The sequence below is a fragment of the Herbiconiux sp. VKM Ac-1786 genome (assembly GCF_015350805.1).
Taxonomy (GTDB): Bacteria; Actinomycetota; Actinomycetes; order Actinomycetales; family Microbacteriaceae; genus Herbiconiux.
On record NZ_JADKSG010000001.1, the window covers coordinates 600,657 to 623,419 of the forward strand.

Annotated in this window: 26 protein-coding genes and 1 tRNA gene; 14 read left to right on the forward strand and 13 right to left on the reverse strand. The window is 71.5% G+C overall.

The features are described 5' to 3' along the window. Positions 1-14 precede the first annotated feature (14 nt). Together ITJ64_RS02940 and ITJ64_RS02945 are read left to right on the forward strand one after the other, a co-directional pair. Positions 15-704 carry an alpha/beta hydrolase gene (locus ITJ64_RS02940; protein WP_194679291.1) on the forward strand — a complete coding sequence of 230 codons (690 nt, stop codon included), beginning with the start codon at positions 15-17 and terminating at the stop codon, positions 702-704. 16 nt (positions 705-720) lie between these two features. Further along, on the forward strand, positions 721-1,227 hold the full coding sequence (locus ITJ64_RS02945) for a YbaK/EbsC family protein (protein WP_194679292.1): 507 nt from the start codon (positions 721-723) through the stop codon (positions 1,225-1,227). Between the two features lie 88 nt (positions 1,228-1,315). Here ITJ64_RS02945 and ITJ64_RS02950 read toward each other — a convergent pair whose 3' ends face one another. From ITJ64_RS02950 to ITJ64_RS02960, 3 genes are all read right to left on the reverse strand, one after another. Then, a complete protein-coding gene (locus ITJ64_RS02950) occupies positions 1,316-2,197 on the reverse strand; it encodes a hypothetical protein (protein WP_194679293.1) in 882 nt (293 codons plus the stop codon). Positions 2,198-2,330: 133 nt separating this feature from the next. Beyond that, positions 2,331-3,275, reverse strand: coding sequence for a YqjF family protein (locus tag ITJ64_RS02955; RefSeq protein WP_370545006.1), 945 nt, complete (start codon positions 3,273-3,275; stop codon positions 2,331-2,333). Positions 3,276-3,281: 6 nt separating this feature from the next. Then, the gene (locus ITJ64_RS02960) at positions 3,282-3,494 is read right to left on the reverse strand and encodes a hypothetical protein (RefSeq protein ID WP_194679294.1); all 213 of its coding nucleotides are present in this window, start codon (positions 3,492-3,494) and stop codon (positions 3,282-3,284) included. Positions 3,495-3,567: 73 nt separating this feature from the next. Between ITJ64_RS02960 and ITJ64_RS02965 the strand changes: the two genes are divergently transcribed. Both ITJ64_RS02965 and ITJ64_RS02970 read left to right on the forward strand, forming a co-directional pair. Beyond that, complete coding sequence (locus tag ITJ64_RS02965; RefSeq protein ID WP_194679295.1) at positions 3,568-4,377, forward strand: thymidylate synthase; 810 nt, start codon at positions 3,568-3,570, stop codon at positions 4,375-4,377. Further along, complete coding sequence (locus ITJ64_RS02970; protein WP_194679296.1) at positions 4,374-4,976, forward strand: dihydrofolate reductase; 603 nt, start codon at positions 4,374-4,376, stop codon at positions 4,974-4,976. The genes ITJ64_RS02965 and ITJ64_RS02970 overlap by 4 nt, the downstream gene beginning before the upstream one ends. Positions 4,977-5,012: 36 nt before the next feature. On the opposite strand, the gene ITJ64_RS02975 is transcribed toward ITJ64_RS02970, so the two are convergent. From ITJ64_RS02975 to ITJ64_RS02990, 4 genes are all read right to left on the reverse strand, one after another. Beyond that, positions 5,013-5,270, reverse strand: a complete 258-nt coding sequence (locus ITJ64_RS02975) for a hypothetical protein (protein WP_173183305.1) — start codon at positions 5,268-5,270, stop codon at positions 5,013-5,015. A gap of 204 nt (positions 5,271-5,474) precedes the next feature. Then, entirely contained in the window at positions 5,475-6,065 is a 591-nt protein-coding gene (gene msrA, locus ITJ64_RS02980; RefSeq protein WP_194679297.1) for a peptide-methionine (S)-S-oxide reductase MsrA, read from the reverse strand. Continuing rightward, positions 6,062-6,544 carry a peptide-methionine (R)-S-oxide reductase MsrB gene (msrB, locus tag ITJ64_RS02985; RefSeq protein ID WP_194679298.1) on the reverse strand — a complete coding sequence of 161 codons (483 nt, stop codon included), beginning with the start codon at positions 6,542-6,544 and terminating at the stop codon, positions 6,062-6,064. The genes msrA and msrB overlap by 4 nt, the downstream gene beginning before the upstream one ends. 110 nt (positions 6,545-6,654) lie before the next feature. Beyond that, positions 6,655-8,337, reverse strand: a complete 1,683-nt coding sequence (locus ITJ64_RS02990) for a molybdopterin-dependent oxidoreductase (protein WP_194679299.1) — start codon at positions 8,335-8,337, stop codon at positions 6,655-6,657. A gap of 114 nt (positions 8,338-8,451) precedes the next feature. Between ITJ64_RS02990 and ITJ64_RS02995 the strand changes: the two genes are divergently transcribed. Next, complete coding sequence (locus ITJ64_RS02995) at positions 8,452-8,826, forward strand: VOC family protein (RefSeq protein ID WP_194679300.1); 375 nt, start codon at positions 8,452-8,454, stop codon at positions 8,824-8,826. Between the two features lie 4 nt (positions 8,827-8,830). Continuing rightward, positions 8,831-9,790: an alpha/beta hydrolase gene (locus ITJ64_RS03000; RefSeq protein WP_194679301.1), complete on the forward strand. Its 960-nt coding sequence runs from the start codon at positions 8,831-8,833 to the stop codon at positions 9,788-9,790. Here ITJ64_RS03000 and rlmC read toward each other — a convergent pair. Next, a complete protein-coding gene (gene rlmC, locus ITJ64_RS03005) occupies positions 9,765-10,970 on the reverse strand; it encodes a 23S rRNA (uracil(747)-C(5))-methyltransferase RlmC (RefSeq protein WP_194679302.1) in 1,206 nt (401 codons plus the stop codon). The genes ITJ64_RS03000 and rlmC overlap by 26 nt on opposite strands. A 120-nt stretch (positions 10,971-11,090) precedes the next feature. On the opposite strand from rlmC, the gene ITJ64_RS03010 reads away from it, so the two are divergent. The 5 genes from ITJ64_RS03010 to ITJ64_RS19250 all read left to right on the forward strand — a co-directional run bounded on the left by ITJ64_RS03010 (position 11,091) and on the right by ITJ64_RS19250 (position 14,256). Then, positions 11,091-11,375, forward strand: coding sequence for a hypothetical protein (locus ITJ64_RS03010; protein WP_194679303.1), 285 nt, complete (start codon positions 11,091-11,093; stop codon positions 11,373-11,375). A 62-nt stretch (positions 11,376-11,437) separates the two neighbouring features. Further along, a complete protein-coding gene (locus tag ITJ64_RS03015; RefSeq protein ID WP_194679304.1) occupies positions 11,438-12,019 on the forward strand; it encodes a helix-turn-helix transcriptional regulator in 582 nt (193 codons plus the stop codon). Continuing rightward, positions 12,016-12,618 carry a hypothetical protein gene (locus ITJ64_RS03020; protein ID WP_194679305.1) on the forward strand — a complete coding sequence of 201 codons (603 nt, stop codon included), beginning with the start codon at positions 12,016-12,018 and terminating at the stop codon, positions 12,616-12,618. Before ITJ64_RS03015 ends, ITJ64_RS03020 begins: the two co-directional genes overlap by 4 nt. Positions 12,619-12,777: 159 nt before the next feature. Continuing rightward, a complete protein-coding gene (gene dinB, locus ITJ64_RS03025) occupies positions 12,778-13,971 on the forward strand; it encodes a DNA polymerase IV (protein WP_194679306.1) in 1,194 nt (397 codons plus the stop codon). 99 nt (positions 13,972-14,070) lie between these two features. Then, complete coding sequence (locus tag ITJ64_RS19250) at positions 14,071-14,256, forward strand: CGNR zinc finger domain-containing protein (RefSeq protein ID WP_194680695.1); 186 nt, start codon at positions 14,071-14,073, stop codon at positions 14,254-14,256. Positions 14,257-14,286: 30 nt separating this feature from the next. Here ITJ64_RS19250 and ITJ64_RS03035 read toward each other — a convergent pair. Next, a tRNA-Ser gene (locus tag ITJ64_RS03035) sits at positions 14,287-14,376 on the reverse strand. Between the two features lie 223 nt (positions 14,377-14,599). On the opposite strand from ITJ64_RS03035, the gene ITJ64_RS03040 reads away from it, so the two are divergent. After that, complete coding sequence (locus tag ITJ64_RS03040; protein ID WP_370545007.1) at positions 14,600-15,544, forward strand: phosphodiesterase; 945 nt, start codon at positions 14,600-14,602, stop codon at positions 15,542-15,544. On the opposite strand, the gene ITJ64_RS03045 is transcribed toward ITJ64_RS03040, so the two are convergent. Next, positions 15,480-17,072: a stealth family protein gene (locus ITJ64_RS03045; protein ID WP_370545144.1), complete on the reverse strand. Its 1,593-nt coding sequence runs from the start codon at positions 17,070-17,072 to the stop codon at positions 15,480-15,482. The genes ITJ64_RS03040 and ITJ64_RS03045 overlap by 65 nt on opposite strands. Before the next feature lie 226 nt (positions 17,073-17,298). On the opposite strand from ITJ64_RS03045, the gene ITJ64_RS03050 reads away from it, so the two are divergent. Continuing rightward, positions 17,299-18,069 (forward strand): hypothetical protein, encoded by a 771-nt coding sequence (locus tag ITJ64_RS03050; protein ID WP_194679308.1) that lies wholly within the window; start codon positions 17,299-17,301, stop codon positions 18,067-18,069. 34 nt (positions 18,070-18,103) lie between these two features. Then, the gene (gene radA / locus ITJ64_RS03055; RefSeq protein ID WP_194679309.1) at positions 18,104-19,432 is read left to right on the forward strand and encodes a DNA repair protein RadA; all 1,329 of its coding nucleotides are present in this window, start codon (positions 18,104-18,106) and stop codon (positions 19,430-19,432) included. Here the strand turns inward: radA and ITJ64_RS03060 are convergent. The 3 genes from ITJ64_RS03060 to ITJ64_RS03070 all read right to left on the reverse strand — a co-directional run bounded on the left by ITJ64_RS03060 (position 19,429) and on the right by ITJ64_RS03070 (position 22,537). Beyond that, positions 19,429-20,010, reverse strand: coding sequence for a dihydrofolate reductase family protein (locus ITJ64_RS03060; protein WP_194679310.1), 582 nt, complete (start codon positions 20,008-20,010; stop codon positions 19,429-19,431). The two genes, radA and ITJ64_RS03060, sit on opposite strands and share 4 nt — an antisense overlap. A 97-nt stretch (positions 20,011-20,107) precedes the next feature. Continuing rightward, entirely contained in the window at positions 20,108-20,938 is an 831-nt protein-coding gene (locus tag ITJ64_RS03065) for a PrsW family glutamic-type intramembrane protease (protein ID WP_194679311.1), read from the reverse strand. Between the two features lie 63 nt (positions 20,939-21,001). Beyond that, a complete protein-coding gene (locus ITJ64_RS03070) occupies positions 21,002-22,537 on the reverse strand; it encodes a carboxylesterase/lipase family protein (RefSeq protein WP_370545008.1) in 1,536 nt (511 codons plus the stop codon). Between the last annotated feature and the right edge of the window lie 226 nt (positions 22,538-22,763).

The following is a 22,763-nucleotide window of genomic DNA, read 5'->3' on the forward strand; positions in this document are numbered from 1 at the left end:
GGTAGATTCGGACCATGGATGATACGCAGCTCGAGATCGACGACAGCGCGGTGGTGTGGTCGGTGCCGCGCGAGGAACTGTCCGAGAGGCTCGTCGACGAGCCGCTCGTGATCGTCATGCACGGCCGCGGATCGCACGAGAACGACCTCGCCCAGCTGCTGCCGATGCTGCCGGCCGACGCCGTCTACGCGTTCCTCCGCGCGCCCATCTCGGGTGAGCCGTGGGGGATGGGCGGCTGGAGCTGGTTCCCGCTCGACGCCCCCGGCGGCGTCACCTCCGAGGCCGCGACCGTCGCCGCGTCGGCCGTGCTCGGCTGGCTCGACCGCGTCGAGGCCGAGTACGGGGCCCCGCGGGCCGTCGCGGCGATGGGGTTCTCGCAGGGCGGCATGATGTCGATCCAGCTGCTCCGGATGCGCGTGCACCGGTTCGCCGCGGCCGTGAACCTCTCGGGCGCGATTGCACCCGGGGTGCTCCCGTCCGACGAGGAGCTGGCTGCGGTGCGGCCGCCGCTGTTCTGGGGGCGCGACGTCGCCGACCCCGTCATCGCGGCCGAGGCGATCGCGCGGACGGCGGAGTTCGTGCCGGGGCGGTTCCGGGTGGTGGAGCGGGTGTATCCGGGGATCGCGCACTCCATCTCACGGGAGGAGCTGGATGACGTGTCGGCGTTCCTGCGGGTGACGCTCGGGCTCGAGGGGATGGTGTGAGGCGCGCGGGTTCGCGGTGGTGAAGAAGAAGGGCGGCGGGGCGGGGGCGGGACCCACGACGGCGGCGACGCTGGGGCTGGTGCGGGCGGGCATCCGCTTCGTGCCGCATGTGTACGAGCACGATTCGGCGGCCACGGACTTCGGCGCCGAGGCCGCCCGGGAGCTCGGGGTCGACGCGGCGCGCGTGTTCAAGACGCTGATGGTCGCGACCGACGCCGGATTCGGGATCGGGATCGTGTCGGTGCGCGACCAGCTCGACCTCAAGGCGCTGGCCGGAGCGCTCGGGGCGAAGAAGGCGGCGATGGCCGACAAGGCGGTCGCCGAGCGGAAGAGCGGCTACGTCGTCGGCGGGATCTCGCCGATCGGGCAGAAGACTCCGCTCGCGACGGTGCTCGACGATGCGGCGCTGGAGTTCGCGACGATCTTCGTGTCGGGTGGGCGGCGGGGGTTTGACATCGAGCTGGCGCCGCTGGATCTGGTGGCGGCGGTGCGGGGGCGGGTGGAGCGGATCCGCCGGGGCTGACCGGTCGTGCTCCGTCGGATGGAGCGCGGCCAGGGGCGGGTTAGCGGCCTGAGCCGAGCGAGCGGCGGCTCGTGGGCCGGCGGGGCGGTCAGGCGCCGAGGAGGGCGGTGGTCCAGGTGCGGAGGAACGCGGCGCCGGCGGCGTCGTTGGTGAGGGCCGGGTCGTCGGCGACGAGCACCGGGTAGGACTTGTCGAGGCGGCCGTCGGCCGGGCGCACGTCGACGTGCTCGACGTGGAAGTCGTGGGCGTGCAGCCAGTCGGCCATCGCGTAGTCGGTGCGGGAGTCGCCGACCGTGTGCCAGCGGTGGGGCACCGGGCCGGTCGCCTCGATCAGGGCGATGGCGCGTTCGGCGCCGTAGTCCTTGCCGACGACGATCGATTCGATGTCGACCGAGATGATCGTGGGGTCGATGCGCTTCGTGACGCTCCCGTCGGACGCCGGGAACGATTCGTTCCTCCACATCACGCCGTAGTCGAATTCTCTGCACAGATCGACGGCGGCGCGGCAGAAGTCGTCCTGCACCGCGAGATAGTCGGACGACTCGACGTCGGTGCGCTGCTCGACGGCGAGGGACGCGCGCTTGGTGTGGTCGAAGAACATCCACTCCGCGAAGCGCTCGTCGACCATCCGCTCGACCGCGGTCGAGAACTCCTTCGTCGGAACGAGGCTCCCCGCCATGAACAGCTCCCCCGCCCCGTCGGGCGTGATCGCGAACCACACCGCGCCCTTCTCGCAGACGCCGAACACCCGCGCGTCGGCGCTGAGCCCGCCGTCGACCAGCGGGCCGACGACCTCGCCCTTGAGGAAGCCGTCGGAGCGCCCCGTGTTGAACGCGATCGGGATGCCGGCGTTCGCGAGCGCCACGAGATCGGCGGCGATCGAGGGGATGGCGATGGTGCGGGTGACGGGGTTCGCGATCGGCCCGTCGACGTCGAGCAGCAGGCCGAGGGCGGGGGTCTCAGAAGTCACCCGACCATTATCCCGGGCGACGGATGCGCGTTCCGCCGCCGGCCGCACGCTGACTTGTCGGTTCGGCGCCTCGCGGGTCGGCGCCTCGCGGGTCGGCACCTCGCGGGTCGGCACCTCGAGCGACGACTCGCGGTCAGGACGGGAGGGCGCGACCGAAGGCCGTGTGGATGCCCGGCGAGAAGAGCACCGAGTCGGGTGCGCGGCCGGCGAGGTCGGGGAACCCGGCGGCGGCGAGCAGCTCGTCGTCGAGGAACCGGAGTTCGGCGTCGACGATCGTCCACGGCGGGTGCTCGTTCGGGATGAAGCGGGTGCGGCCGCCTCGGGCGATGTGCAGGCCCCACCGGGCGGTGAGGAAGACCGCGAGCTCGTCGGTCGAGCGGTCGATGGTGCCCGGGCGGGCGTCGATGCGCGAGTGCGGGCCGGGGCGTCCTCCGAAGCCGAGCTCGCCGAGCCGCTCCGAGCGGTAGCTGATCGTGCGGTCGGCGGCCGTGCTGATCGACATCCGCGCCCAGCGGTAGGGCAGGCCGAAGAGCACGTGGGCGGCCGAGACGGCGGCGAGGCGCGACGACTCGAGCGACGAGAACACGACGCCACGACGGCCGCTCTCGTCGACGGAGTAGAGGCGCACGTTGATCTCGGGGAAGGTCCCGGCGTAGGGGATGGGGCCGAGCGGGTGGAAGCCCGGGGCCGTGGCGTTGGCCAGACGGAACGGGATTAGGCCGACCCAGGCCGAACCGTCGAAGACGTCGGGCCGGGTGCCGGGCGGGAGATGCGGTGCGACGACCGCCGGGTCGACGCGCCAGTGCAGGAAGGTCAGCGACTGCCAGTCCTGCTCGTGCAGGAGGCCCGCGAGTGGCGGCGCGATCCGACTCACTGCTTCGGGCTCGGCGACACGATCATGGGCCGGCGTGACGGTGACGTCGGTCGCATCGGTGGGGTCGGTGGGGTCGGTCGCGCCGGTCGCGCCAGTTGCGCCGGTCGCGCCGGTGGAGCCGGTCGCGCCGGTGCAGCCGGTCGCGCCGGTGGGGTCGGTCGCGCCGTCGGGAGCGGAGGCAGGGGCGGGGGTGGGGGTGGTCACGTGGGGTCAGTCGTCGGCGTCGATGCCGATGACGGTGATGTCGACGCCGGGCGAGAGGAGGATGTCGGCGCGCTTGTAGCGGCCCTCGCCCACGTTGACCTCGAGCCAGGACGGCACGGCGGTCTCGACGGCGGAACGGATCTCCTCCTTGACCTCCTCGAGGTCGCGGCCCGAGATGGAGTACTGCTTGCCTGCGTACAGGATGTTGATCCGCTTCACGTCGTGCATCCTTCCTTCGTTGCTCAGCGTACTTCGATGACCGCGCTTCGGCCCCAGCGGATAGGGTCGGAAGGTGACCTCCGCCATCGCCACTCCGTACGAAGACCTGCTGCGCGAGACGCTCGAGCACGGCACCCCGAAGTCCGACCGCACGGGCACCGGTACGCGCAGCGTGTTCGGCCGGCAGCTGCGCTTCGACCTCGCCGAGGGCTTCCCTCTGATCACGACCAAGCGCGTGCACTTCAAGTCGATCGCGTACGAGCTGCTCTGGTTCCTGCGGGGCGAGAGCAACGTGCGCTGGCTGCAGGAGCACGGGGTGAGCATCTGGGACGAGTGGGCCGACGCCGACGGCGAGCTGGGCCCGGTCTACGGCGTGCAGTGGCGGTCGTGGCCGACGCCCGACGGCGCACAGATCGACCAGATCCAGCAGGTGATCGACACGATCCGCACCGACCCCGACTCGCGGCGGATGATCGTGTCGGCGTGGAACGTGGCCGAGATCCCCGGGATGGCGCTGGCGCCCTGTCACGCCCTGTTCCAGTTCTACGTGGCCGACGGCAAGCTGTCGTGCCAGCTCTACCAGCGCAGCGCCGACCTGTTCCTCGGGGTTCCGTTCAACATCGCCAGCTACGCGCTGCTGACCCAGATGATCGCGGCGCAGACCGGGCTCGGTCTCGGCGACTTCGTCTGGACCGGTGGCGACTGCCACATCTACGACAACCACGTCGAGCAGGTGAAGGAGCAGCTGACCCGGGCGCCGTTCGCTCCCCCGACGCTACGCATCACGGCCGAGCGTCCGAGCGTCTTCGACTACCGGTACGAGGACTTCGAGGTGGTCGGGTACGAGCACCACCCGGCGATCCGCGCGGCGGTGGCGGTGTGACCGTCTCCCTCATCTGGGCCGAGGCCCGGGGTGGGGTGATCGGCGACGGCGGGGGCATCCCGTGGCACGTGCCGGAGGACATGGCGCACTTCCGCGAGCTGACCGCGGGCAGCACGGTCGTGATGGGGCGGAAGACGTGGGACTCGCTGCCCGAGCGGTTCCGCCCGCTGCCCGGCCGCCGCAACGTCGTCGTCACGCGCCAGCACGACTGGGCGGCCCAGGGGGCCGAGCGTGCCGACTCGGTCGAGACCGCGCTGGCGCTGACCGGTCGCGCGGGCGAAGCCGTCACCGACCACGAGTCCACGCTGGCGCTCACCGGTCGCGCGGGCGAAGCCGTCACCGACCACGAGTCCGCACCCGGACTCGGCGATGGTGGCGGGAGTGCGGACGTGTGGGTGATCGGAGGTGGGCAGGTCTACGGGCAGGCGGTGCCGGTGGCCGACCGGCTCGAAGTGACCGAGATCGACCTCGACGTCGACGGCGACACACGGGCACCGGTGATCGACTGGGCCCTCTGGGAGCGGAACGCCACGACGGAGGCCTGGCAGGAGTCGCGCACGGGCATCCGCTACCGCTTCGTCACCTACCGCCGGCGCTGAGCGACCAGCCCGCCCCGCGCGACCGGATGGGACGGGTCAGTCGTAGACGTGCGCGACCGTCCAGTGCGGCGCCCCGTTCGGGCGGATGACGTCGAAGACGCGGGAGAGGCCCGCGTCGTCGGTGGCCTGGAAGCGCCAGGCCGCGAAGTCGGGGGCGTGCGTGCCCCAGTACAGCCCCTCGGGCTCGGTGGGGCGGTCGCTCACCCGCCAGCGGCGGCCCTGCCAGAGCATGCGCGCGGGCACGGCGTCGGTGAACCACAGGGTGGCGAACTCGGTCAGGTCGATCGTACTCATCAGGCGCTCCGGACATTCGAAGATGTGTTCTAATGTCCACTATGCAGCGATGACGGGCGACACGCCAAGCCGGCACCGGCAGGGGCGGCGTAGAGTGCGAGAAAGCGGGGAGCGACCGGGATGAAGGGACACTCCCCGCTTTCCGCGAGACACTATCGGCGGGGCAGCCGGAGCCGACACCCGTTGACAGCGGTCAGCGGTGTGCTATGCGGTCGCAGAGCCCACAGCAGAGCCCGCAGCGGCGCCCGCCGAGGCCGACCGCCGAGGCAGCACCCACCCGGGCCGCACGTAGTGGCACGTGTACCCGTTCGGGTAGCGCTCGAGGTAGTCCTGGTGCTCGGCCTCGGCCTCCCAGAACGGGCCGGCCGCGGCCAGCTCGGTGGTCACCGGGCCGGGCCAGATGCCCGAGGCGTCGACGTCGGCGATCGTGTCGGCCGCGACCCGGCGCTGCTCCTCGTCGAGGTAGTAGATGCCCGAGCGGTAGCTGGTGCCGACGTCGTTGCCCTGGCGGTTCTTCGTCGACGGGTCGTGGATCTGGAAGAAGAACTCCAGCATCGTGCGGTAGTCGGTGACGGTCGGGTCATAGGTGATCTCGATCGCCTCGGCGTGGGTGCCGTGCCGGCGGTAGGTCGCGTTCGGCAGGTCGCCGCCGGTGTAGCCGACGCGGGTGGCGAGCACTCCGGGGCGGCGGCGGATCAGGTCCTCCATGCCCCAGAAACAGCCACCGGCGAGGATGGCACGAGCGGTGGGAGCAGAAGAAGCAGAAGCAGAGGCAGAAGCAGAAGCGTCGGTCATCGGGAGATCTCCTTGGAGTCGCGGGCGGATGAAGTGGGGTCGAACAGCGCGGCGAACTCGCCGTAGCCCGAGGCCTCGAGCTCGTCGAGCGCCACGAAGCGCAGCGCCGCCGAGTTGATGCAGTACCGCAGGCCGCCGGCCTCGCGCGGTCCGTCGGGGAACACGTGGCCGAGGTGGCTGTCACCGTGCGCCGAACGCGCCTCGGTGCGGGCCATGCCCCAGCTGCGGTCGGTCTTCGTCACCACGTTGGCGGGGTCGATCGGGGCGGTGAAGCTCGGCCAGCCCGATCCGCTGTCGTACTTGTCGGTCGAGGCGAACAGGGGCTCGCCGGTGACGACGTCCACGTAGATGCCGGGGCGGTGGTCGTTCCAGTACTCGTTCCGGAAGGCCGGCTCGGTCTGGTCGTCCTGGGTGACCCGGCGCTGCTGCCGGGTCAGGCGCGCGAGCGCCTCGGGGGTTACCTGGTACTCCTGTGTCACGGGGACTCCTCGGATCATGCGTCGCTGGCTGCGGCGTCATAGAGAAGAACAAGCGTTCTTTCCCGATCGTTCCGCCGGGCATCCGGAATCAGGCGACTCTCAGGAACCGCTCACACCACCGTGACGAGAGTGCGCTGCCAGCCGGCCGACCCGTTCGGGGCGATCGGTGCGCGCTCCTCGAGCTGCGTGTTGCCGGCCTTGTCCACGGCGCGCACGGCGACGTAGTGGGTGCCGGTGGTGGCGGTCCAGTCGACGAACCACTGCACCCAGGTGTCGGCGTTCACCGGCGTCGAGAGCGTGGCGGCCTGCCAGTCGCCGTTGTCGATGGAGACCTCGACGCGCTCGATGCCGACGGTCTGGGCCCAGGCGACGCCGGCGATCTTCGCGGGTCCGGCGCTGATCTGCTTGTCGACGCGCGGGGTGTCGATGCGCGAAGACATCTTGATCGGAGCCTGGGCGTCGTAGCCGCGCGGGGTCCAGTAGGCCTGGTCGGCCTCGAAGGTCGTGACCTTGATCTCGGTCACCCACTTCGTGGCGGAGACGTAGCCGTAGAGGCCGGGCACGACCATGCGCACCGGGAAGCCGTGCTCGAACGGCAGCGCCTCGCCGTTCATCGCCACGGCGAAGATGGCGTCGCGCTTGTCGTCGGTGACGGCGTCGAGCGGGGTGCTGGCGGTGTAGCCGTCGACGCTCTTGGAGAGCACCATGTCAGCGCCCGACTGCGGCCCGGCCATCGCGAGCACGTCGCGGATCGGCACACCGAGCCACTTCGCCGAGCCCACGAGCCCGCCGCCGACCTCGTTCGACACGCAGGTCATGGTGATCGAGTACTCGTCGAGGCCCATGTTCACGAGGTCCTGGAAGCTCAGCGTGACCTCCTTGTCGACCATGCCCGTGATCTTCAGGCTCCAGGTCGCGGGGTCGACCTGCGGCACGGTGAGGGCGGTGTCCACCCGGTAGAAGTCGGCGTTCGGCGTGTACAGCGGGGTGATGCCGTCGATGTCCAGCTCGGCACCCGCGGGCACGTCCACCATCGACTTCGCGGTCGGCAGCGAGAGCGAGTCCCGGATGCCGGCGAGCGACGAGGTGGCCGCCGAGACGAGACGGGCTCCGGTTCCGACCACGGCCGAGGCCGCGGCGACCACGAGGGTGCCGACGAGGAAGCGGCGGCGGTCGACGCCGACGGCGCGGGGGGCGGCGGACGAGTCGGCCGGGGTGGCGTCGGCCGGGGTGGCGTCGGCCGCGGGCCGGGCGTAGTCACGGGCATCCGGAACCGTCGACGCGACGGAGGACGCCCGCACGTCGTCGCGCCAGCGGGCCAGGCGCCGCACCAGCTGGTGCAGCAGCACGATGCCGGCGGCGGCGCCGATGATCGTGGGCACCGACGCGAAGGGGGTGGCGCCGGTGCGGGTGACGATCGCGGCGATCGCCAGCACACCGGCCAGGCCGAACAGCACGAGACCGAGCGGGCGCTTCGCCAGCTGCAGCACACCGGCGAGGGCGGCGGCGACCACGACGGCGAAGCCGATCGAGCCGAGCAGGAAGATCTTGTCGTTCGCGCCGAACGTCTCGATCGCGAACTCCTTGGCCCAGCGGGGCACGATGTCGATCACGAACGCTCCGACGGCGAGCACCGGGCTGCCGTCGCGGGCGACCACGAGGGCGATCACCTCGGCGACGGCGAGCAGAGCGGCGGCGCTGACGATGCCGGCGATGGCCGCGTAGAGCCAGAACCGCTTGCGCGGAACGTGCGTGCGGGTCTTCTTCGTGTCGTTGCTGTCCACGGCACCCATGGCGGCCTCCTGAGGTCGATGTTCGCATGGTGTTCGGAGCCGCGCCCCCGAACGCTTGGCGCGACGCCCCGACCGGGACAGGCTGGAGGAACGACACGCATCAAGGAGGCCCCCATGCTCGGAACCCACCCCATCGACGTCGTGCTGCTCGTGAAGGACCTCGAGCACGCCCGCGAGTTCTACGGCGAGAAGCTCCAGCTCGCGATCGTCGACGAGGACGACTCGACCATCGCGTTCCAGACCGGCGCCACCCGCCTCAAGGCCTCGCTCAGCACGACCGGCACGAAGGACACCCAGACGCAGGCCTCCTGGCGCGTCGACGACCTCGAGGCCGAGATCGCCTGGCTGCACGAGCGCGGCATCGAGCCCGAGGAGTACGACACCGACGAGATCACGACGGTGAGCGGCATCGCCGACCAGGGCTCGGCGTGGGTGGCCTGGATCACCGATCCCGACGGCAACGTGCTGGGCGTCGAACAGGCGAAGTAGCGCGATGTCGCTGTCGATGCTGCTCGCGCGCTCGCTGCTGCGCCTGATGCCGAACCACTTCCGGTCGGCCGCGCGGATCGACGCCGCCATCGCGACCCGGCGGCCCCCGGCGCCGCCGACCCGGGCCCTCCGCCGCCGCTGCGACGTGCGCGAGGAGACCGTGCTCGGCGTGCCCGTCGTGACACTGACCCCGCGACGCGGCCGCCCCGGAGCCCCCGAGCTCGTCTACCTGCACGGGGGCGCCTACGTCTTCCCGCTGCGGAAGGCGCACTGGTGGATCATCGACCGCCTGATCGCCCTCAGCGGCGTCACCGCCACCGTGCCCCTCTACCCCCGGGCCCCCGAGCACTCGCTGAGCGAGGCGCTGCCCTTCCTCGACTCGGTGATGGTCGAGGTGCGCCGTCGCGCAGCCGGTCGCGGCGTCTTCCTCGCGGGCGACTCCGCCGGCGCGGGCCTCGCCCTCGCCCACACGCTCGTGCGGCGCGACCGCGGCGGCGAGCTGCCCGACGGCCTGCTGCTGTTCTCGCCCTGGCTCGACGCCACGATGTCGAACCCCGAGATCCCCCGGCTCGAGCGTCTCGATCCCCTGCTCGCCGCCCCCGGGCTCGTGCACTGCGCCCGGCTCTGGGCCCGCGACGGCGACATCGCCGGCCGTCTCGTCAGCCCGCTGAACGACTCGCTCGAGCGCCTGCCCCCGACCTTCGTCTACCAGGGCACGCACGACGTGCTCGCCGCCGACGCGAAGCGCTTCGCCCGTAAAGCCGAGCAGCTCGCCAGGCGGCAGCCGGCCCCGGCTCCGGATGCGCGCCCCGCCCCCTCGGCGGTCGAGCTCCGTCTCTACCGCGGTGCGTTCCACGACTTCGTGGCGGCCACGTCCACGCCCGAGTCCCGCCGCGCCCTCGGCCACGCGGCGAGCGTGCTGGCGCGTCGCGGACCGGTCAGGCCACCCGCTCCAGAAGGGTGATCACCTCGACGTGCGCGGTGTTCGGGAACATGTCGAACAACCGGGCACGGCGCACGGTGAACGACGGCATCGCCGCCAGGTCGGACGCCAGCGTGACGGGATTGCAGCTGGAGTAGACGACGTGCCGCACGCCCGACCCCTCGAGCCAGCCGGCCAGTTCGGCGCCGATGCCGCGGCGGGGCGGGTTCACGAGCACGAGCTCGGGCGGCTCGGTCGCGGCCAGTGCGAAAGCGGTGGCGTCGGCCGCCTCGAAGCGCACCCGGTCGAGTCCGAGGGCGGCGGCGGTCTCGCGCGCGGCGACGACGGCTTCGGGGCTGACCTCGATGCCCACGACGTCGCGCGGGCGGTCGGTGGCGGAGGTGCTCGGCGCGGTGGGCGCGGGCCGCGCATCCGTCGCCCCGGCCAGCAGCGAGCGCCTCGACGGCACCGCCGCGTGCAGGGCGAAGCCGCCGACGCCGCAGTAGAGGTCCCAGAGCGAGGCGGGGTCGACCTCGTCGATCCAGGCGCGGGCCTGGGCGTAAAGCTCGATCGCGATGGCCGTGTTGGTCTGGAAGAAACTCTGCGGCCGAAGGCTCAGCGTCACCGCGCCGAGCCGCATCGGCAGCGTCTCGCGGTCGGTCAGCACGATCTCGCGCTCCCCCTCGACGATCGCCTTGTGCTCGGGCTGCAGGTTCACCGAGACGACCACCGCGGTCGGCAGCGCGCGCTGCAGGGCGGGCAGTTCGCGACGGATGCGCGGCAGCACCTGCTCGTCGCGCACCACGAAACGCACCATCAGCTCGCCGTCGGGCGACTCGGTGACGAGCACGTACTTCAGCTCACCCCGTCGCGCCGGCACGTCGTAGGGTTCGAGCCGGGCCGCGCTGACGAACGCCGTGAGCGCGGGCATCGCGGCGAGGATCCCGCCGGAGCAGAGCGGGCAGCGCGAGAGGTCGACACCGCGGCGGCGCTCGTCGAGGATGCCCAGCGTCGGCGCCTCGACCGTGCCGCCGACGACCATCTTGGCCTTGTTGCGGAAGCCCTCCTGCGCGCTCGCGGCGGCCGGCAGCCACTCTGCGGCGGGGAAGGCGGCCAGCAGTCCGCGGCTGCGTCGCTCCTTACCCGCGAGCTGGTCGGCGTAGGACTGGTCGAGCAGCGTGCACGAGCGGCAGATGCCGGCGTCGAAGTAGGAGCACTGCATGGCCTGCCAGTCTAGGCGCGGTCGCTGCGCGCGGGGCCGGGTGCCGCTCGTCTCCTGGGCTGCACCTGGATCTCGCCCCGCGTTAAGCTCGCGTTCGGGTCGCGCGCGTAGCCTTTCGGCATGGACATGTTGCAGGACAACCCGACCATCGACACCTCCGCCCTCCCGACCGCCGCCCCCACGAGCGGCTCGCTCGACTTCACGTTCGACGGCGAGCGCTTCACGCTCTCGGTGCTGCACCCGCGCGTCTGGACGCTCTTCCGCGTCACCCGCTACGCGACGACGCCGCTCTTCACCATCCACGAGCTCGCGGCCTCGTCGTGGCGCGCCTACCGGCACGACGGCCGCGTCACCCGCCTCGACGCCGCCACCTTCCCGGCCCTGCTGGAGCGCGCCCTGGCCTGACACCCGCCTTCGCGCCCTGCCTGCGTGCTAGTGTCGAATTCGATACCAGCAGGAGGTCGCCAGTGAGCATCGGCAGCGCATTGAAGCAGGCGCGCATCGACGCGGGCCTGAGCCTGTCCGAGGCAGCGATCAGATCGGGCGTGCAGCGCTCGAACATCGCCGCGATCGAGAACGGACGGCGCGACCCGACGTCGTCGACCATCGAGAAGATCGCGAGTGCAGCTCTCGTGCGGTTCGTCGCCGTCAAGAGCGACGGACGGTCCACGGTAGCGGAGGCCGCCGCGGCGATGGCCGATGCCCTCCACGACGATTCGGTCGGTCGCGCCTACCGGATGCTCGTTCAGGTGGCCGACGACCTCACGGTCGCCGACCCCGCTGTGCGCTTCGTGCTCGCGGCCGAGCGACCCGTCTCCGTGACACCCGAGTGGAACGCCGCCCTCGCCGGAGTGGTCGAGTGGCGATTGAATCAGGCGCGCCTCCCCGTCCCCGACTGGGTGACTCACGAACGCGGCGATTCCACCTGGGCGTGGACGCCGGCGCTCTCCCCCGCCTCCGGCCACATCCCCGCCGACGCCACGAGGGTTCCGCGACCGCTTCGCGATCGGGGCATCCTGATCGAAGCGGACGAGTTCGCCAGCGCATGACCGATGCGCGCGGGGCCGCCCGCAGCGAGTTCACCCGCGCGGACATGATCGAAGGTCTCCGGGACCTCGTCGCGCGGCTCCGCCAGACCGGAGAACCGTCCCGTGTCCGCATCGTCGGAGGTGCCGCCATCGCTCTGTCGCTCAACGCCCACCGCTCGTCGACCGCCGACATCGACGGGCCGTTCACTCCGATCGGCGTCGTCACCGGCGCGGTCGAGGAGATCGCGAGAGAACGCAACTGGCGCCTCGACTGGCTGAACGATGCCGCAGCCCAGTTCCTCCCGAACGGATTCGGGCGGTCCGCAGGCTGGGTGACCATCCTCGACTCCGACGACGTGGTCGTGCAGGTCGCCGATGCACCGACGCTTCTCGCCATGAAGGTCCACGCGGCGCAGCGGCGCGGACGTCGCGAGCTGGAGGACCTGCAGGTCCTCATCCCCGCCCTCGGGTTCAGCACCATCGATGAGGTCGAAGAACTGTACGGCTCGTACTATCCGGGCGATGAGCTCACGACGCGTACGGCGCGGATCATCCAGGCGGTCCTCGACAGCGATCCACCTCGGCCCGAGACCGTTGAGCTGCCCGACCTCGACGACTGATCGACATTCTCCGGCATCTCAGCGCTCGACCGTCTCGGCGCTCGACGCTCGACGCTCGACGCTCGACGCTCGACGCTCGACGCCCGCGCGGCGATGTCGGGGGTGGGTGGGAGCATCGCGGCAGGCCGGCGGGGCGGACGGGCGGCGACGGGAGGCGGGATGCGGGGCGAGGCGAGTGTGCTGCATGCCGATCTCGATGCGTTCTACGCGTCGGTGGAGCAGCGGGATGCGCCCGAGCTGCGGGGGCGTCCGGTGATCGTGGGCGGCGGGGTCGTGCTGGCGGCGAGCTACGAGGCCAAGGCGCGCGGGGTTCGCACCGCCATGGGCGGCCGCCAGGCGCGTGAGCTGTGCCCCGACGCCGTGTTCGTGCATCCGCGCATGGAGGCGTACTCGGCGGCGAGCAAGGCCGTGTTCGCGATCTTCCGCGACACCACGCCGCTGGTGGAGGGGCTGTCGATCGACGAGGCGTTCCTCGAGGTGGGCGGGCTGCGGCGCCTCGCCGGCACGCCCGAGCAGGTGGCCGTGCGGCTGCGCGAGCGGGTGCGGGTCGAGGCAGGGCTGGCGATCTCGGTGGGGGTGGCGCGCACGAAGTTCCTCGCGAAGGTGGCCAGTGCGGTGTGCAAGCCCGACGGGCTGCTGGTGGTGGAGCCCGACCGGGAGCAGGAGTTCCTGCTGCCGCTGCCCGTCGAGCGGCTGTGGGGCGTCGGCGCGGTGACCGCCGAGAAGCTGCACCGGCTCGGCATCACCACGGTCGGGCAGCTGGCCGAGCTCGAGGAGGCCACCGCCGAGCGCCTGCTGGGGCGGGCGGCCGGTGCCCACCTGCACGCGCTGGCCCGGCTGCGCGACCCGAGACCCGTCGACACCACCCGGCGCCGGTCGTCGATCGGCTCGCAGCGGGCGCTCGGCACGAAGCCCCGCACCGAGGAGGAGCTCGACCTCTTCCTCACCCAGATCGTCGACCGCCTCGCCCGGCGCCTGCGTGGCGGCGAGCGGGTCTGCCGCACCGTCGTGCTGCGGCTGCGCTACGGCGACTTCGCGAAGGCCACGCGGTCGCGCACCGTGCGACCGACCGACCGCACCTCGGTGCTGCTCGAGGTCGCGCGCGAGCTGCTCGCCGCCGCCCGGCCCGAGATCAGTGCGCGGGGCATCACCCTGATCGGCATCTCCCTGTCGCAGCTCGGCCGGGCCGACAGCATGCCGCCCGAGCTGCCCATCGACTGGAACGACCAGGCGCGCCTCGACACCGTGCTCGACGCGGTGCGCGACCGCTTCGGGGCCGCCTCGGTCGCGCGGGCGGTGCAGCTCGACCGCGACCCGGGGCTGGATGCGCCGCTGCTGCCCGAGCACGAGTGACCTCCCGGCACGAGCACCTGCCCTGACCCTGCCCGGTCTGAGACACTACTGCCATGTCGATGCCGCCTCGCCTGTCCGTCGTGACGCTCGGCGTCCGCGATCTCCCCCTGCTCCGCCGGTTCTACGGGGCGCTCGGCTGGCTCGCCCCGGCGCAACCGCCGCTGGTGCGTCGCCGCCGACTGCGGCAACCGCAACCGCGTGCGCCGGCACACCGAACGCGCGCGGGCCGCCGCCGACGCCGCGGCAACGGCCGACCCAACCGACCTGACCGACCCCCGGACATGACGAAAGCCCCTGCTCAGCAGGGGCTTTCGATGGCGGTACCGGTGGGATTTGAACCCACGGTGGAGTCTCCCCCACACAACTTTTCGAGAGTTGCACCTTCGGCCGCTCGGACACGGTACCGGGGACGAGTGTACGCGAGCGCGCCGCGTCTCGCCAATCGGCGGCCCGCGACCGCCGGATGACCCCGGCACGGGGGCTGTCGGTCGTCCATCTGCGAGGGGAGAATCGATCTCCGACTCACTGCCGGATGTTCGCTTCGCGTTCAGATTGGCGTGCTTGAGTCGGATTGCACGACGGACGGACCTCACCCCGGAGGCCCGCACCTCACCGAATGGAAGTCCCTGTGACCTACAGAACGGCCGAGTACCCGAGGCCGAACCATTTCCTCCTGCACCTGAGCGACACCCATCTGCTGGCGGGGGGAGGCAAGCTCTACGGAGTCGTCGACAGCGAGCGCCATCTGCGGGAGGTGTTCGACGAGCTCGAGGCGTCGGGCGGCCGCCCCGAGGCGATCATCTTCACCGGCGACCTGGCCGACAAGGGCGAGCCGGATGCCTACAGCCGGCTCCGCGCGATCGTCGAGCCGGCCGCCGCGCGGCTCGGGGCCGAGGTCATCTGGGTGATGGGCAACCACGACGACCGGGCGTCGTTCCGCGAGGGTCTGTTCGGCGAGGTGCCGACCGACCGCAGCGTCGACCGCGTCTACGACGTCAACGGGCTGCGCGTCATCACGCTCGACTCCACCGTGCCCGGTCACCACTACGGCGAGGTCTCGAGCGATCAGCTCGACTGGCTCGCCGAGGAGCTCGCCTTCCCGGTGCCGCACGGCACCATCCTCGCCATGCACCACCCGCCGGTGCCGAGTGTGCTCGACCTCGCGGTGTCGGTGGAGCTGCGCGACCAGCGCGGGCTCGCCGAGGTGCTCGAGGGCTCCGACGTGCGCTCGATCATCGCCGGCCACCTGCACTACTCGACCAACGCGACCTTCGCGGGCATCCCCGTCTCGGTCGCCTCGGCCACCTGCTACACCCAGGACCTCAACGTCGAGCCCGGTGCCACCAAGGGCCGCGCGGGCGCTCAGGCCTTCAACCTCGTGCACGTCTACGAGCACACGGTGCTGCACTCGGTGGTGCCCGTCGGCAGCTACCCGACTCTCGACCACATCACGGCCGAGGAGACGCGCCGACGGCTCGCCGCCCAGGGCGTCGTGATCGCCGACGCGGTCAGCCCGCGGGTCTCGCCAGAGCCGCCGATGACGATGCCGATCCTTCTTCCGACGGGAGTGTGACGGGCGCACTCGCCGCCTTCTCCCACGGGGCGGGGAACGGGAAGTAGCGCTCGAGGAACGAGATGACCGCGCTGGTGCGGGTCTCGACGTCGATCTCGGGGTTCGAGCCGTCGTTCAGGCAGAACATGTCCATCGACCGCTTCTTCAGCAGCGTGTCCATCTCCTTCAGCGCCGAGAACAGGGTCGTCTCGATGTAGCGCACCCGCGCATCCGTCTGCACCACCGCACGGCCGGTGAGCAGCGCGTAGTAGTGGTAGAAGGAGTTCGTCACCGAGATGTCGGTCGCCGAACGGAACGGGCTCGCCGCGGTGCGGCTGAAGGCGTCGGAGAACTCGTCCTCCATCTCGAACAGCACGCTCTTGCGCAACGGCGCGGCGCAGTGCTCGAGGTGCCGGGTCGTGATGCGGCCGAAGCGCTGCTGCAGCAGCTCGCGGTTGACGCGGGCGGCGTTCTCGAAGCCGCTGCGGTGCAGGGCGTTGGCCCCGAGCCCGATGCGGGTGTCGGCCTCGACGAACTTGGTGATGCCGCCGGGTGAGAAGAACAGGTCGGGGCTGACCGGACGACCGAAGAACATGTCGTCGTTGGAGTAGAGGAAGTGCTCGCTGAGCCCCGGGATGTGGTGCAGCTGCGCCTCGACGGCGTGCGAGTTGTGGGTCGGGAGGTTCGAGAGGTCCTTGAAGAAGGCCTCGCTCGGCATGATCGTGACGCGCGGGTCGTCGCCCAGCCAGTCGGGCTTCGGGGAGTCGGTCGCGATGTAGATGTTGCGCACCCACGGGGCGAACATGTAGACGCTGCGCAGGGCGTACTTGAGCTCGTCGATCTGGCGGTAGCGCGCCTCGGAGTCGTCGCCCTCGCCCACGACGTAGTTCGCCATGCGGCGGGCGCGGGCACGCTGGAACTCGATCGCCGTGCCGTCGACCCACGAGAAGACCATGTCGATGTCGAAGTCGACGTCGCTGGCGAGCTCGTTGAACATGCCCTCGATCGTCGTCCAGGTGCGGCCGTAGATCTCGACCGTCGTCTCGACCATCTCGTCGAGCGGGATGGTGCGGCGGGTCAGCGAGTTCTCGACCGGCGCCTCGACGACGTCGCCCTCGCGCTTCCAGAACTCCAGCTGCACAGCGGATGACGCCCCGTAGCGCAGACGGCCGATGGGCTCGATGCGGGGCCGGTAGAGACGGAGCACGCGGGCCTTGGGGTCGCGCGCGAGGCGGCCGTCGGCGACGAGCACCGCCGGGGCACCGGGGGCCTTGGAGTAGAAGGGCTCGCTGCTCATCCGCTCGATCAGGGCGGCCTTGGCGCGCTTGCGGTCGCTCCACATCACCGCGAGCACCGGGCGCTCGTCGTTGCCGCGGACGAGCAGGAACGGGACGTGCGCGGCGTCGAGCGCGTCGGCGACGAAGAACAGGTCGTCGATCATCGACTCCCGCGGCGTCGAGTGGCCGTTGAGGAGGGTCAGCTGGCCCTTGCGGAGGACGAGGTCGTCGCGGTCGAGCGCGATCGGGTGCTTGCTGGCACGGCGCAGCACGGTTTCGAGGTGGGGGGCTCCAAATACGTCATCGCTCAAAGTCGCCTCCTAGGTCGAGAGTGTCGGTGCTGGTCGTGGGGTGGGGTCTCCTGCCTGCATCACCAGTGCCGCCAGTTTACGCCCGGATGCTGAACGGACCGCGTGTTAGCCTTGCCTAAGTAGATCCGCCGGCTCGCACCGCGGCGCTCTGCGGTCGAGTTCCCTGAACGAAAGGGCCCATTCCCCGATGAGCTACATCCGATCCGCGGCCCTCGAGGAGACCGGCTACGTCGTTCTCGACTCCTACGACCAGTCGAAGGACCCGAAGGAGTGGCTCGACCTCGAGTACGTGGCCTGGAAGTCGTCGGGGGACACCCGTTTCGCCCCGCTGGCCAGCGCCGCCGGCGAGCTGGAGTGCAACGGGTTCTGGAACCACACCCCGCCGCGTACCGACAAGGACGGGGTGTGGGTGCCCGCCAATGTCGCCAAGGCGCCGATCCTCAAGGCGCGCGCCGAGGAGCCCGGGGCGAACATCGGCCGCTGCCGCGTGATCGAACTGCAGCCCAACAGCTACGCCACCGCGCTCTACAACCTGCACCAGGACGACAACAACCGCCTGAACCCCGACGGCACCGGCTGGATCGTGCGCGGCTTCTTCAACCTCTCCGACGACGAGGACTCGTTCCTCATCCTGCGCGAGGACCGCTTCGACCCCGAGACCGAGGTGCGCATCGCGCTGCCGGCCGGGGCGCAGCTGATCGTCGACACCCAGCGGTTCTGGCACGCGGTCTGGCAGAAGGGGCCCGAGCCGCGGTACTGCCTCATCACGTCGTACGAGTCGGGTCCCGAGCTCGATGCGTACATCTCCGCGAAGCACGGTTCTCCGCATGCGGTGTCGGCGCCGCTCGACCCGGCGTTCGTGCAGGAGGCGCAGGCGGATGTGCGGCGGCGGCTCGCGGAGCGCGCGGCGACCCTGGCCGCCCAGGGGCGCGGGGCCTGGGTCGACGACGAGGACTAGTCCCGGTGTCGGTGGCCGCCTCTAGGGTGTGAGCATGGCCACCAAGTCCGCGAGCGCGTACCGCTGCACCGAGTGCGGCTGGCAGACCGCGAAGTGGGTCGGCCGCTGCAGCGAGTGCCAGTCCTGGGGCACGGTCGTCTCGGCCGCCGAGAACGAAGGCATCAGCCGGGCCGTCCGCGCCACCGTGCTCGACGCGGCGCGCATCGCCCGCCCGATCACCGAGATCTCCTCCGACATCGCGGCCCACTGGGCCACCGGCATCGGCGAGTTCGACCGGGTGCTCGGCGGCGGGCTGGTGCCCGGCGCGGCCATCCTGCTCTCGGGCGAGCCCGGCGTCGGCAAGTCGACCCTGCTGCTCGAGGTCGCGGCGAAGGCGGCCGAAGAGCACCTGCGCGTGCTCTACGTCTCGGCCGAGGAGTCGGTCTCGCAGGTCAAGCTGCGCGCCGAGCGCACGCACTCCCTCTCCCCCACGCTCATGCTCGCGGCCGAGACCGACCTCGCCACCGTGCTCGGCCAGATCGACGCGGTGCAGCCCCACCTCGTCGTCGTCGACTCCGTGCAGACCGTCTCGAGCTCGTCGCTCGACAGCGCGGCGGGCAGCCCCACCCAGGTGCGGGAGGTGGCCTCCTCGCTCATCCGGGTGGCGAAGGAGCGCTCGATCCCGCTGCTGCTCGTCGGCCACGTCACGAAGGACGGGTCGATCGCGGGGCCGCGTGTGCTCGAGCACCTCGTCGACGTCGTCTGCCAGTTCGAGGGCGACCGCCAGACCGCGCTGCGCTTCGTGCGCGCGCTGAAGAACCGCTTCGGGCCCACCGACGAAGTCGGCTGCTTCGAGATGAGCGCCGACGGCATCGCCGAGGTGCCCGACCCGAGCGGGCTGTTCCTGTCCCGGGGGTCGGATGCGGTGTCCGGTACCTGCGTGACCGTCGCGCTCGAGGGCCGTCGGGCCCTGCCCGTCGAGGTGCAGGCGCTGATCGTGAAGACACCGTCGCCGAACCCGCGCCGGGTCACGAACGGGGTCGACTCCTCGCGGGTGGCGATGATCCTGGCGGTGCTCGAGCGGCGCGCGCACATCTCGCTCAACGACAAGGACGTCTACGTCTCGACGGTGGGCGGGGTCAAGCTCACCGAGCCGGGGGCCGACCTCGCCATCGCGCTGGCGCTCGCGTCGGCGGCGAACGACCGTCCGCTCGCGCACGACCTGGCGGCGTTCGGCGAGATCTCGCTCGCGGGCGAGGTGCGGCCGGTGTCGTCCGGGCGCACCCGCGCGGCCGAGGCGAAGCGGCTGGGCTTCACCACGATCATCGACGACGAGGCGCGGCAGCTCGTGCGTGCCCTCACCCGCGCCTTCGGCGGGCGCTAGCGGCGCACGTACTCGCCGAGCACCACGCCCGACTCGAACGCGGTCGTCGACACCACGTCGAAGTGCCGCGGGTCGTAGGTGCCCGGCTCGAACAGCGGGATGCCCGCCCCGAGCAGCACCGGGTTGCGCTTGAGCACCAGCCGGTCGATCTCCCCTGCGAGCGCGGTGGCGAGCCGCCCGCCGCCGCAGAGCCAGATGCCGCGGCCCTCGCGCTGCTTGAGCTCGCGCACGACCTCGACGGGGTCGGCGCCGGTGACGAGCGGATGCTCGTCCCCACCCGGCGCCTCGTCGAGGTGCGTGCGCGTGAACACGATCTGCTCGAGGTGCCGGTACGGGCTCGCGACCCCGACCGCCAGCCCGACGGCGTAGGTGTTCCAGCCCATCAGCACCGTGTCGAAGCGGCCGCCCGACTGGTCGATCCCGGCGGAGGAGGCGTAGTCGGTCGGCACCGTGTCGGGGAAGCGCTCGGTGATCGCCTGCATGTGGTCGCCCTCGACCGGGAAGGCGTCGAACTGCCCCTCGGGCCCGGCGATGAACCCGTCGAGGCTGACGGCGACGTAGTAGGTGAGTTCTCGCATGTCCACTCCGATCTCGACTCCTGCAGCGATCCGCAGACCAGCGATCCGCAGACCCGGGATCCGCAGACCCGTCATCCGCAGACCCGTGCCCAGCAGACTAGCGACCGGCAGACCCCGGGGCGAGCGGTCCCGAGCGGGGCAGCGCCCGCGCGCGGCGCAGCACGCGGAGCACCACGACCCAGGCCGCGACGAGCGCGAGCACGAGCACTCCCGCCAGCCAGTCGGTGAGCGCCACCCCGAGGATGTCGACCGACGGCAGGAGCAGCTGCGCCAGGTCGTACAGCGAGTGGGTCGTCGCGACCACGAGGAAGACCACGACCGCCCCGACGACCCGGCCTGCGCTCGGCCGCTGCACCGCCCGGAACACCGCGCAGGCCACGAAACCCGCGAACAGCACGTGCAGCGGCAGGCCGACCAGGTCGCGCTCGACCGCGAGCAGCACCGAGGCCGATGCCGACCCCGCCGAGGAGTAGACCCCGAACACGTAGCCGGCGTTCTCCCAGATCGCGAAGCCCGCACCCACGGCGGCCCCGATGACGAGCCCCGACCGGGCGCTGCGGCCGAGACCGATCGAGAACAGCAGCGCGGCGGCGAGCTTGCTCGACTCCTCGGTCAGGCCCACCCACCACAGCCCGGACCCGTCGGGGATGAGCAGCCCGTTCAGCGGTGCCGCCAGGGCGATCGCGACGGCTCCGCCGAAGGCCAGCGCCCGCAGCGATCCGGCGGCCAGCCGCGGGTCGTCCGCGACCGCGATCCGCACGAGCCAGACGAGGGCGACGCCCGGGATCGCCCCGCCCGCGACCCACCAGAGCGGCAGCAGTCGCTCCTTGGCGAGCAGGTCGATTGTGACGACGCCCGAGATCAGCCACGCCAGAGCGGCGACGAGGGCCACGACGACGACCACGAGCATCCGGGATCTCGGACCCACGACCACCTCGCCTCCCTGCCGGCACCCGCCGGGCGAGGCCATGGTAGCAATCGGCCGTCGCCGTCAGACGTGCGGCACGAACGCCTGCCACGCGATGCGGCGGGGCGCCCGGGGGTCGGCCTCCACGCGGTCGGCGGCGTCGATGATGAGCGTCAGCCGCTGCGACTCGTCGTAGGCGGGCCACGCGGAGGGGTCGACCGAGCCGTCGTGGGCGAAGCGGAGCCAGTGGCCGCGCATCCGCTTGCCTGCTCGAAGGAACGCGCGGCGCCCGCCCAGCACCGTCATCGTGCGCCCGAACCACCCGCCCAACCGGTCGAAGACGGCGAACAGCTCGAGCCCGTGGGTGGCGTCGAAGCCGGCCAGGCGCACCAGCCGGGGCGCGATGTCGAAGCGGTAGAAGTGCACGGGGGCGAACCGCGAGTGCCGCTCCGCGACCTTCACGGTCGGGTACCAGAACGCGTAGTCGCCCCCGAAGTCGGCCGCGGGGCGCTTGGCCGGCAGGCCCGGGTACTCGGCCTTGATCGCCTTGCGCGCACTCTTCTTGGTGCGCTTGAAGATGGCCCGGATGCGCTTCGGCGTCGTCGCGAGGATGTCGAGCCGCCCGGTGAACAGCGAGCCCTCGCGGTCGTTCGTGCCGATGATCAGCGGCACCCGCGCGGCCCGCCCCTCCTTGAAGGCGTCGAGCGGGCGCTCGGGCAGCACGTCGCCGTCGATCACCGGCGAGAGCGCGATGGTGCCCGGATGCGCGTCGGGGGTGCGCAGCGTCAGCGTCACCGCCGCGGCCACCAGCTCATCCGCCGTCGCGTCGACGAGCACCTGCCCGGCGAGGTCGTCGGACGCGGACTCGACCCCGTCGGTGTCGATCGACTCCAGCAGCAGCTCGACGAACTCCTCGGCCCAGATCGCGGTGGTCTCGGGCAGGTAGACCGCGTTCGGCGGGGAGCTCTGCGCGATCGCCCGCGCGAACAGGCCGTGCGCGGCGGGGGTCGCCATCAGCGTCGTCACCGCGTTGCCGCCGGCCGACTCGCCGAAGAGCGTCACGTTGTCGGGGTCGCCGCCGAAGCTGCGGATGTTCGCCTGCACCCACTCGAGCGCCGCGACCTGATCGCGGAGCCCGAGGTTCGCCTCGATCGGGCGCTCGGGCGTCGCATAGCGGCGGAAGTCGAGGTAGCCGAGCGCGCCGAGGCGGTAGTTGAAGCTGACGTAGACGATGCCGCCTTCGCGCACGAGCGTCTCGCCGTTGTGCGGATGCTCGGCGGAGGACCCGACGCTGTAGGCGCCCCCGTGCACGAACATCATCACGGGCAGGCCGGCCCGATCATCGGCGGGGCGCAGCACGTTGATGCTGAGGCAGTCCTCGGACATCGGGGTGGTTCGGGCGGCCCCGACGAACGCGCCGTCTCGGGACTGCATCGCTACCGGGCCGAAGTCGCGGGCGTCGCGGATGCCCGTCCACACCCGCACGGGCTGCGGAGCCCGGAAGCGCCACTCCCCCTCGGGCGCCGCGGCGAACGGGATGCCGCGCCACCAGCGCAGCCCCCTCCGCTCGGCACCGCGGACGCGGCCGCCGGTGACGTCGACCTCCAGCGCTTCATCCACCTCGGCATCGTAGCCGTCCGGTGCGAACGGGATGGGTCTCGCCGGTCATCCGCTGAACGAACTCGGAGCGTTCACTGGGCGACTTGTGGCGTGATCGGAGCGTCGTGATCTCCCGCCCCGGAGGCCGAGCGGTACGGTGAGCGCAGGTGGTGGGGCCCGTTTTGGGGACGGCCCCGCCACCGCCTTCCCCGGGTGCTGACACTCTCTCAGTAGTCGGAGCTCAGTA

What these genes read in the sequence shown, in the direction of transcription:
- ITJ64_RS03000 (WP_194679301.1), top strand. Translation starts at nt 8,831, where the DNA reads ATGTCGCTGTCGATGCTGCTCGCGCGCTCGCTGCTGCGCCTGATGCCG.
- ITJ64_RS03050 (WP_194679308.1), top strand. Translation starts at nt 17,299, where the DNA reads ATGAGCTACATCCGATCCGCGGCCCTCGAGGAGACCGGCTACGTCGTT.
- ITJ64_RS02940 (WP_194679291.1), top strand. Translation starts at nt 15, where the DNA reads ATGGATGATACGCAGCTCGAGATCGACGACAGCGCGGTGGTGTGGTCG.
- ITJ64_RS03020 (WP_194679305.1), top strand. Translation starts at nt 12,016, where the DNA reads ATGACCGATGCGCGCGGGGCCGCCCGCAGCGAGTTCACCCGCGCGGAC.
- msrA (WP_194679297.1), bottom strand. Translation starts at nt 6,065, where the DNA reads ATGACCGACGCTTCTGCTTCTGCCTCTGCTTCTGCTTCTTCTGCTCCC.
- dinB (WP_194679306.1), top strand. Translation starts at nt 12,778, where the DNA reads ATGCGGGGCGAGGCGAGTGTGCTGCATGCCGATCTCGATGCGTTCTAC.
- ITJ64_RS03010 (WP_194679303.1), top strand. Translation starts at nt 11,091, where the DNA reads ATGGACATGTTGCAGGACAACCCGACCATCGACACCTCCGCCCTCCCG.
- ITJ64_RS02990 (WP_194679299.1), bottom strand. Translation starts at nt 8,337, where the DNA reads ATGGGTGCCGTGGACAGCAACGACACGAAGAAGACCCGCACGCACGTT.
- ITJ64_RS02975 (WP_173183305.1), bottom strand. Translation starts at nt 5,270, where the DNA reads ATGAGTACGATCGACCTGACCGAGTTCGCCACCCTGTGGTTCACCGAC.
- rlmC (WP_194679302.1), bottom strand. Translation starts at nt 10,970, where the DNA reads ATGCAGTGCTCCTACTTCGACGCCGGCATCTGCCGCTCGTGCACGCTG.
- ITJ64_RS03060 (WP_194679310.1), bottom strand. Translation starts at nt 20,010, where the DNA reads ATGCGAGAACTCACCTACTACGTCGCCGTCAGCCTCGACGGGTTCATC.
- radA (WP_194679309.1), top strand. Translation starts at nt 18,104, where the DNA reads ATGGCCACCAAGTCCGCGAGCGCGTACCGCTGCACCGAGTGCGGCTGG.
- ITJ64_RS02995 (WP_194679300.1), top strand. Translation starts at nt 8,452, where the DNA reads ATGCTCGGAACCCACCCCATCGACGTCGTGCTGCTCGTGAAGGACCTC.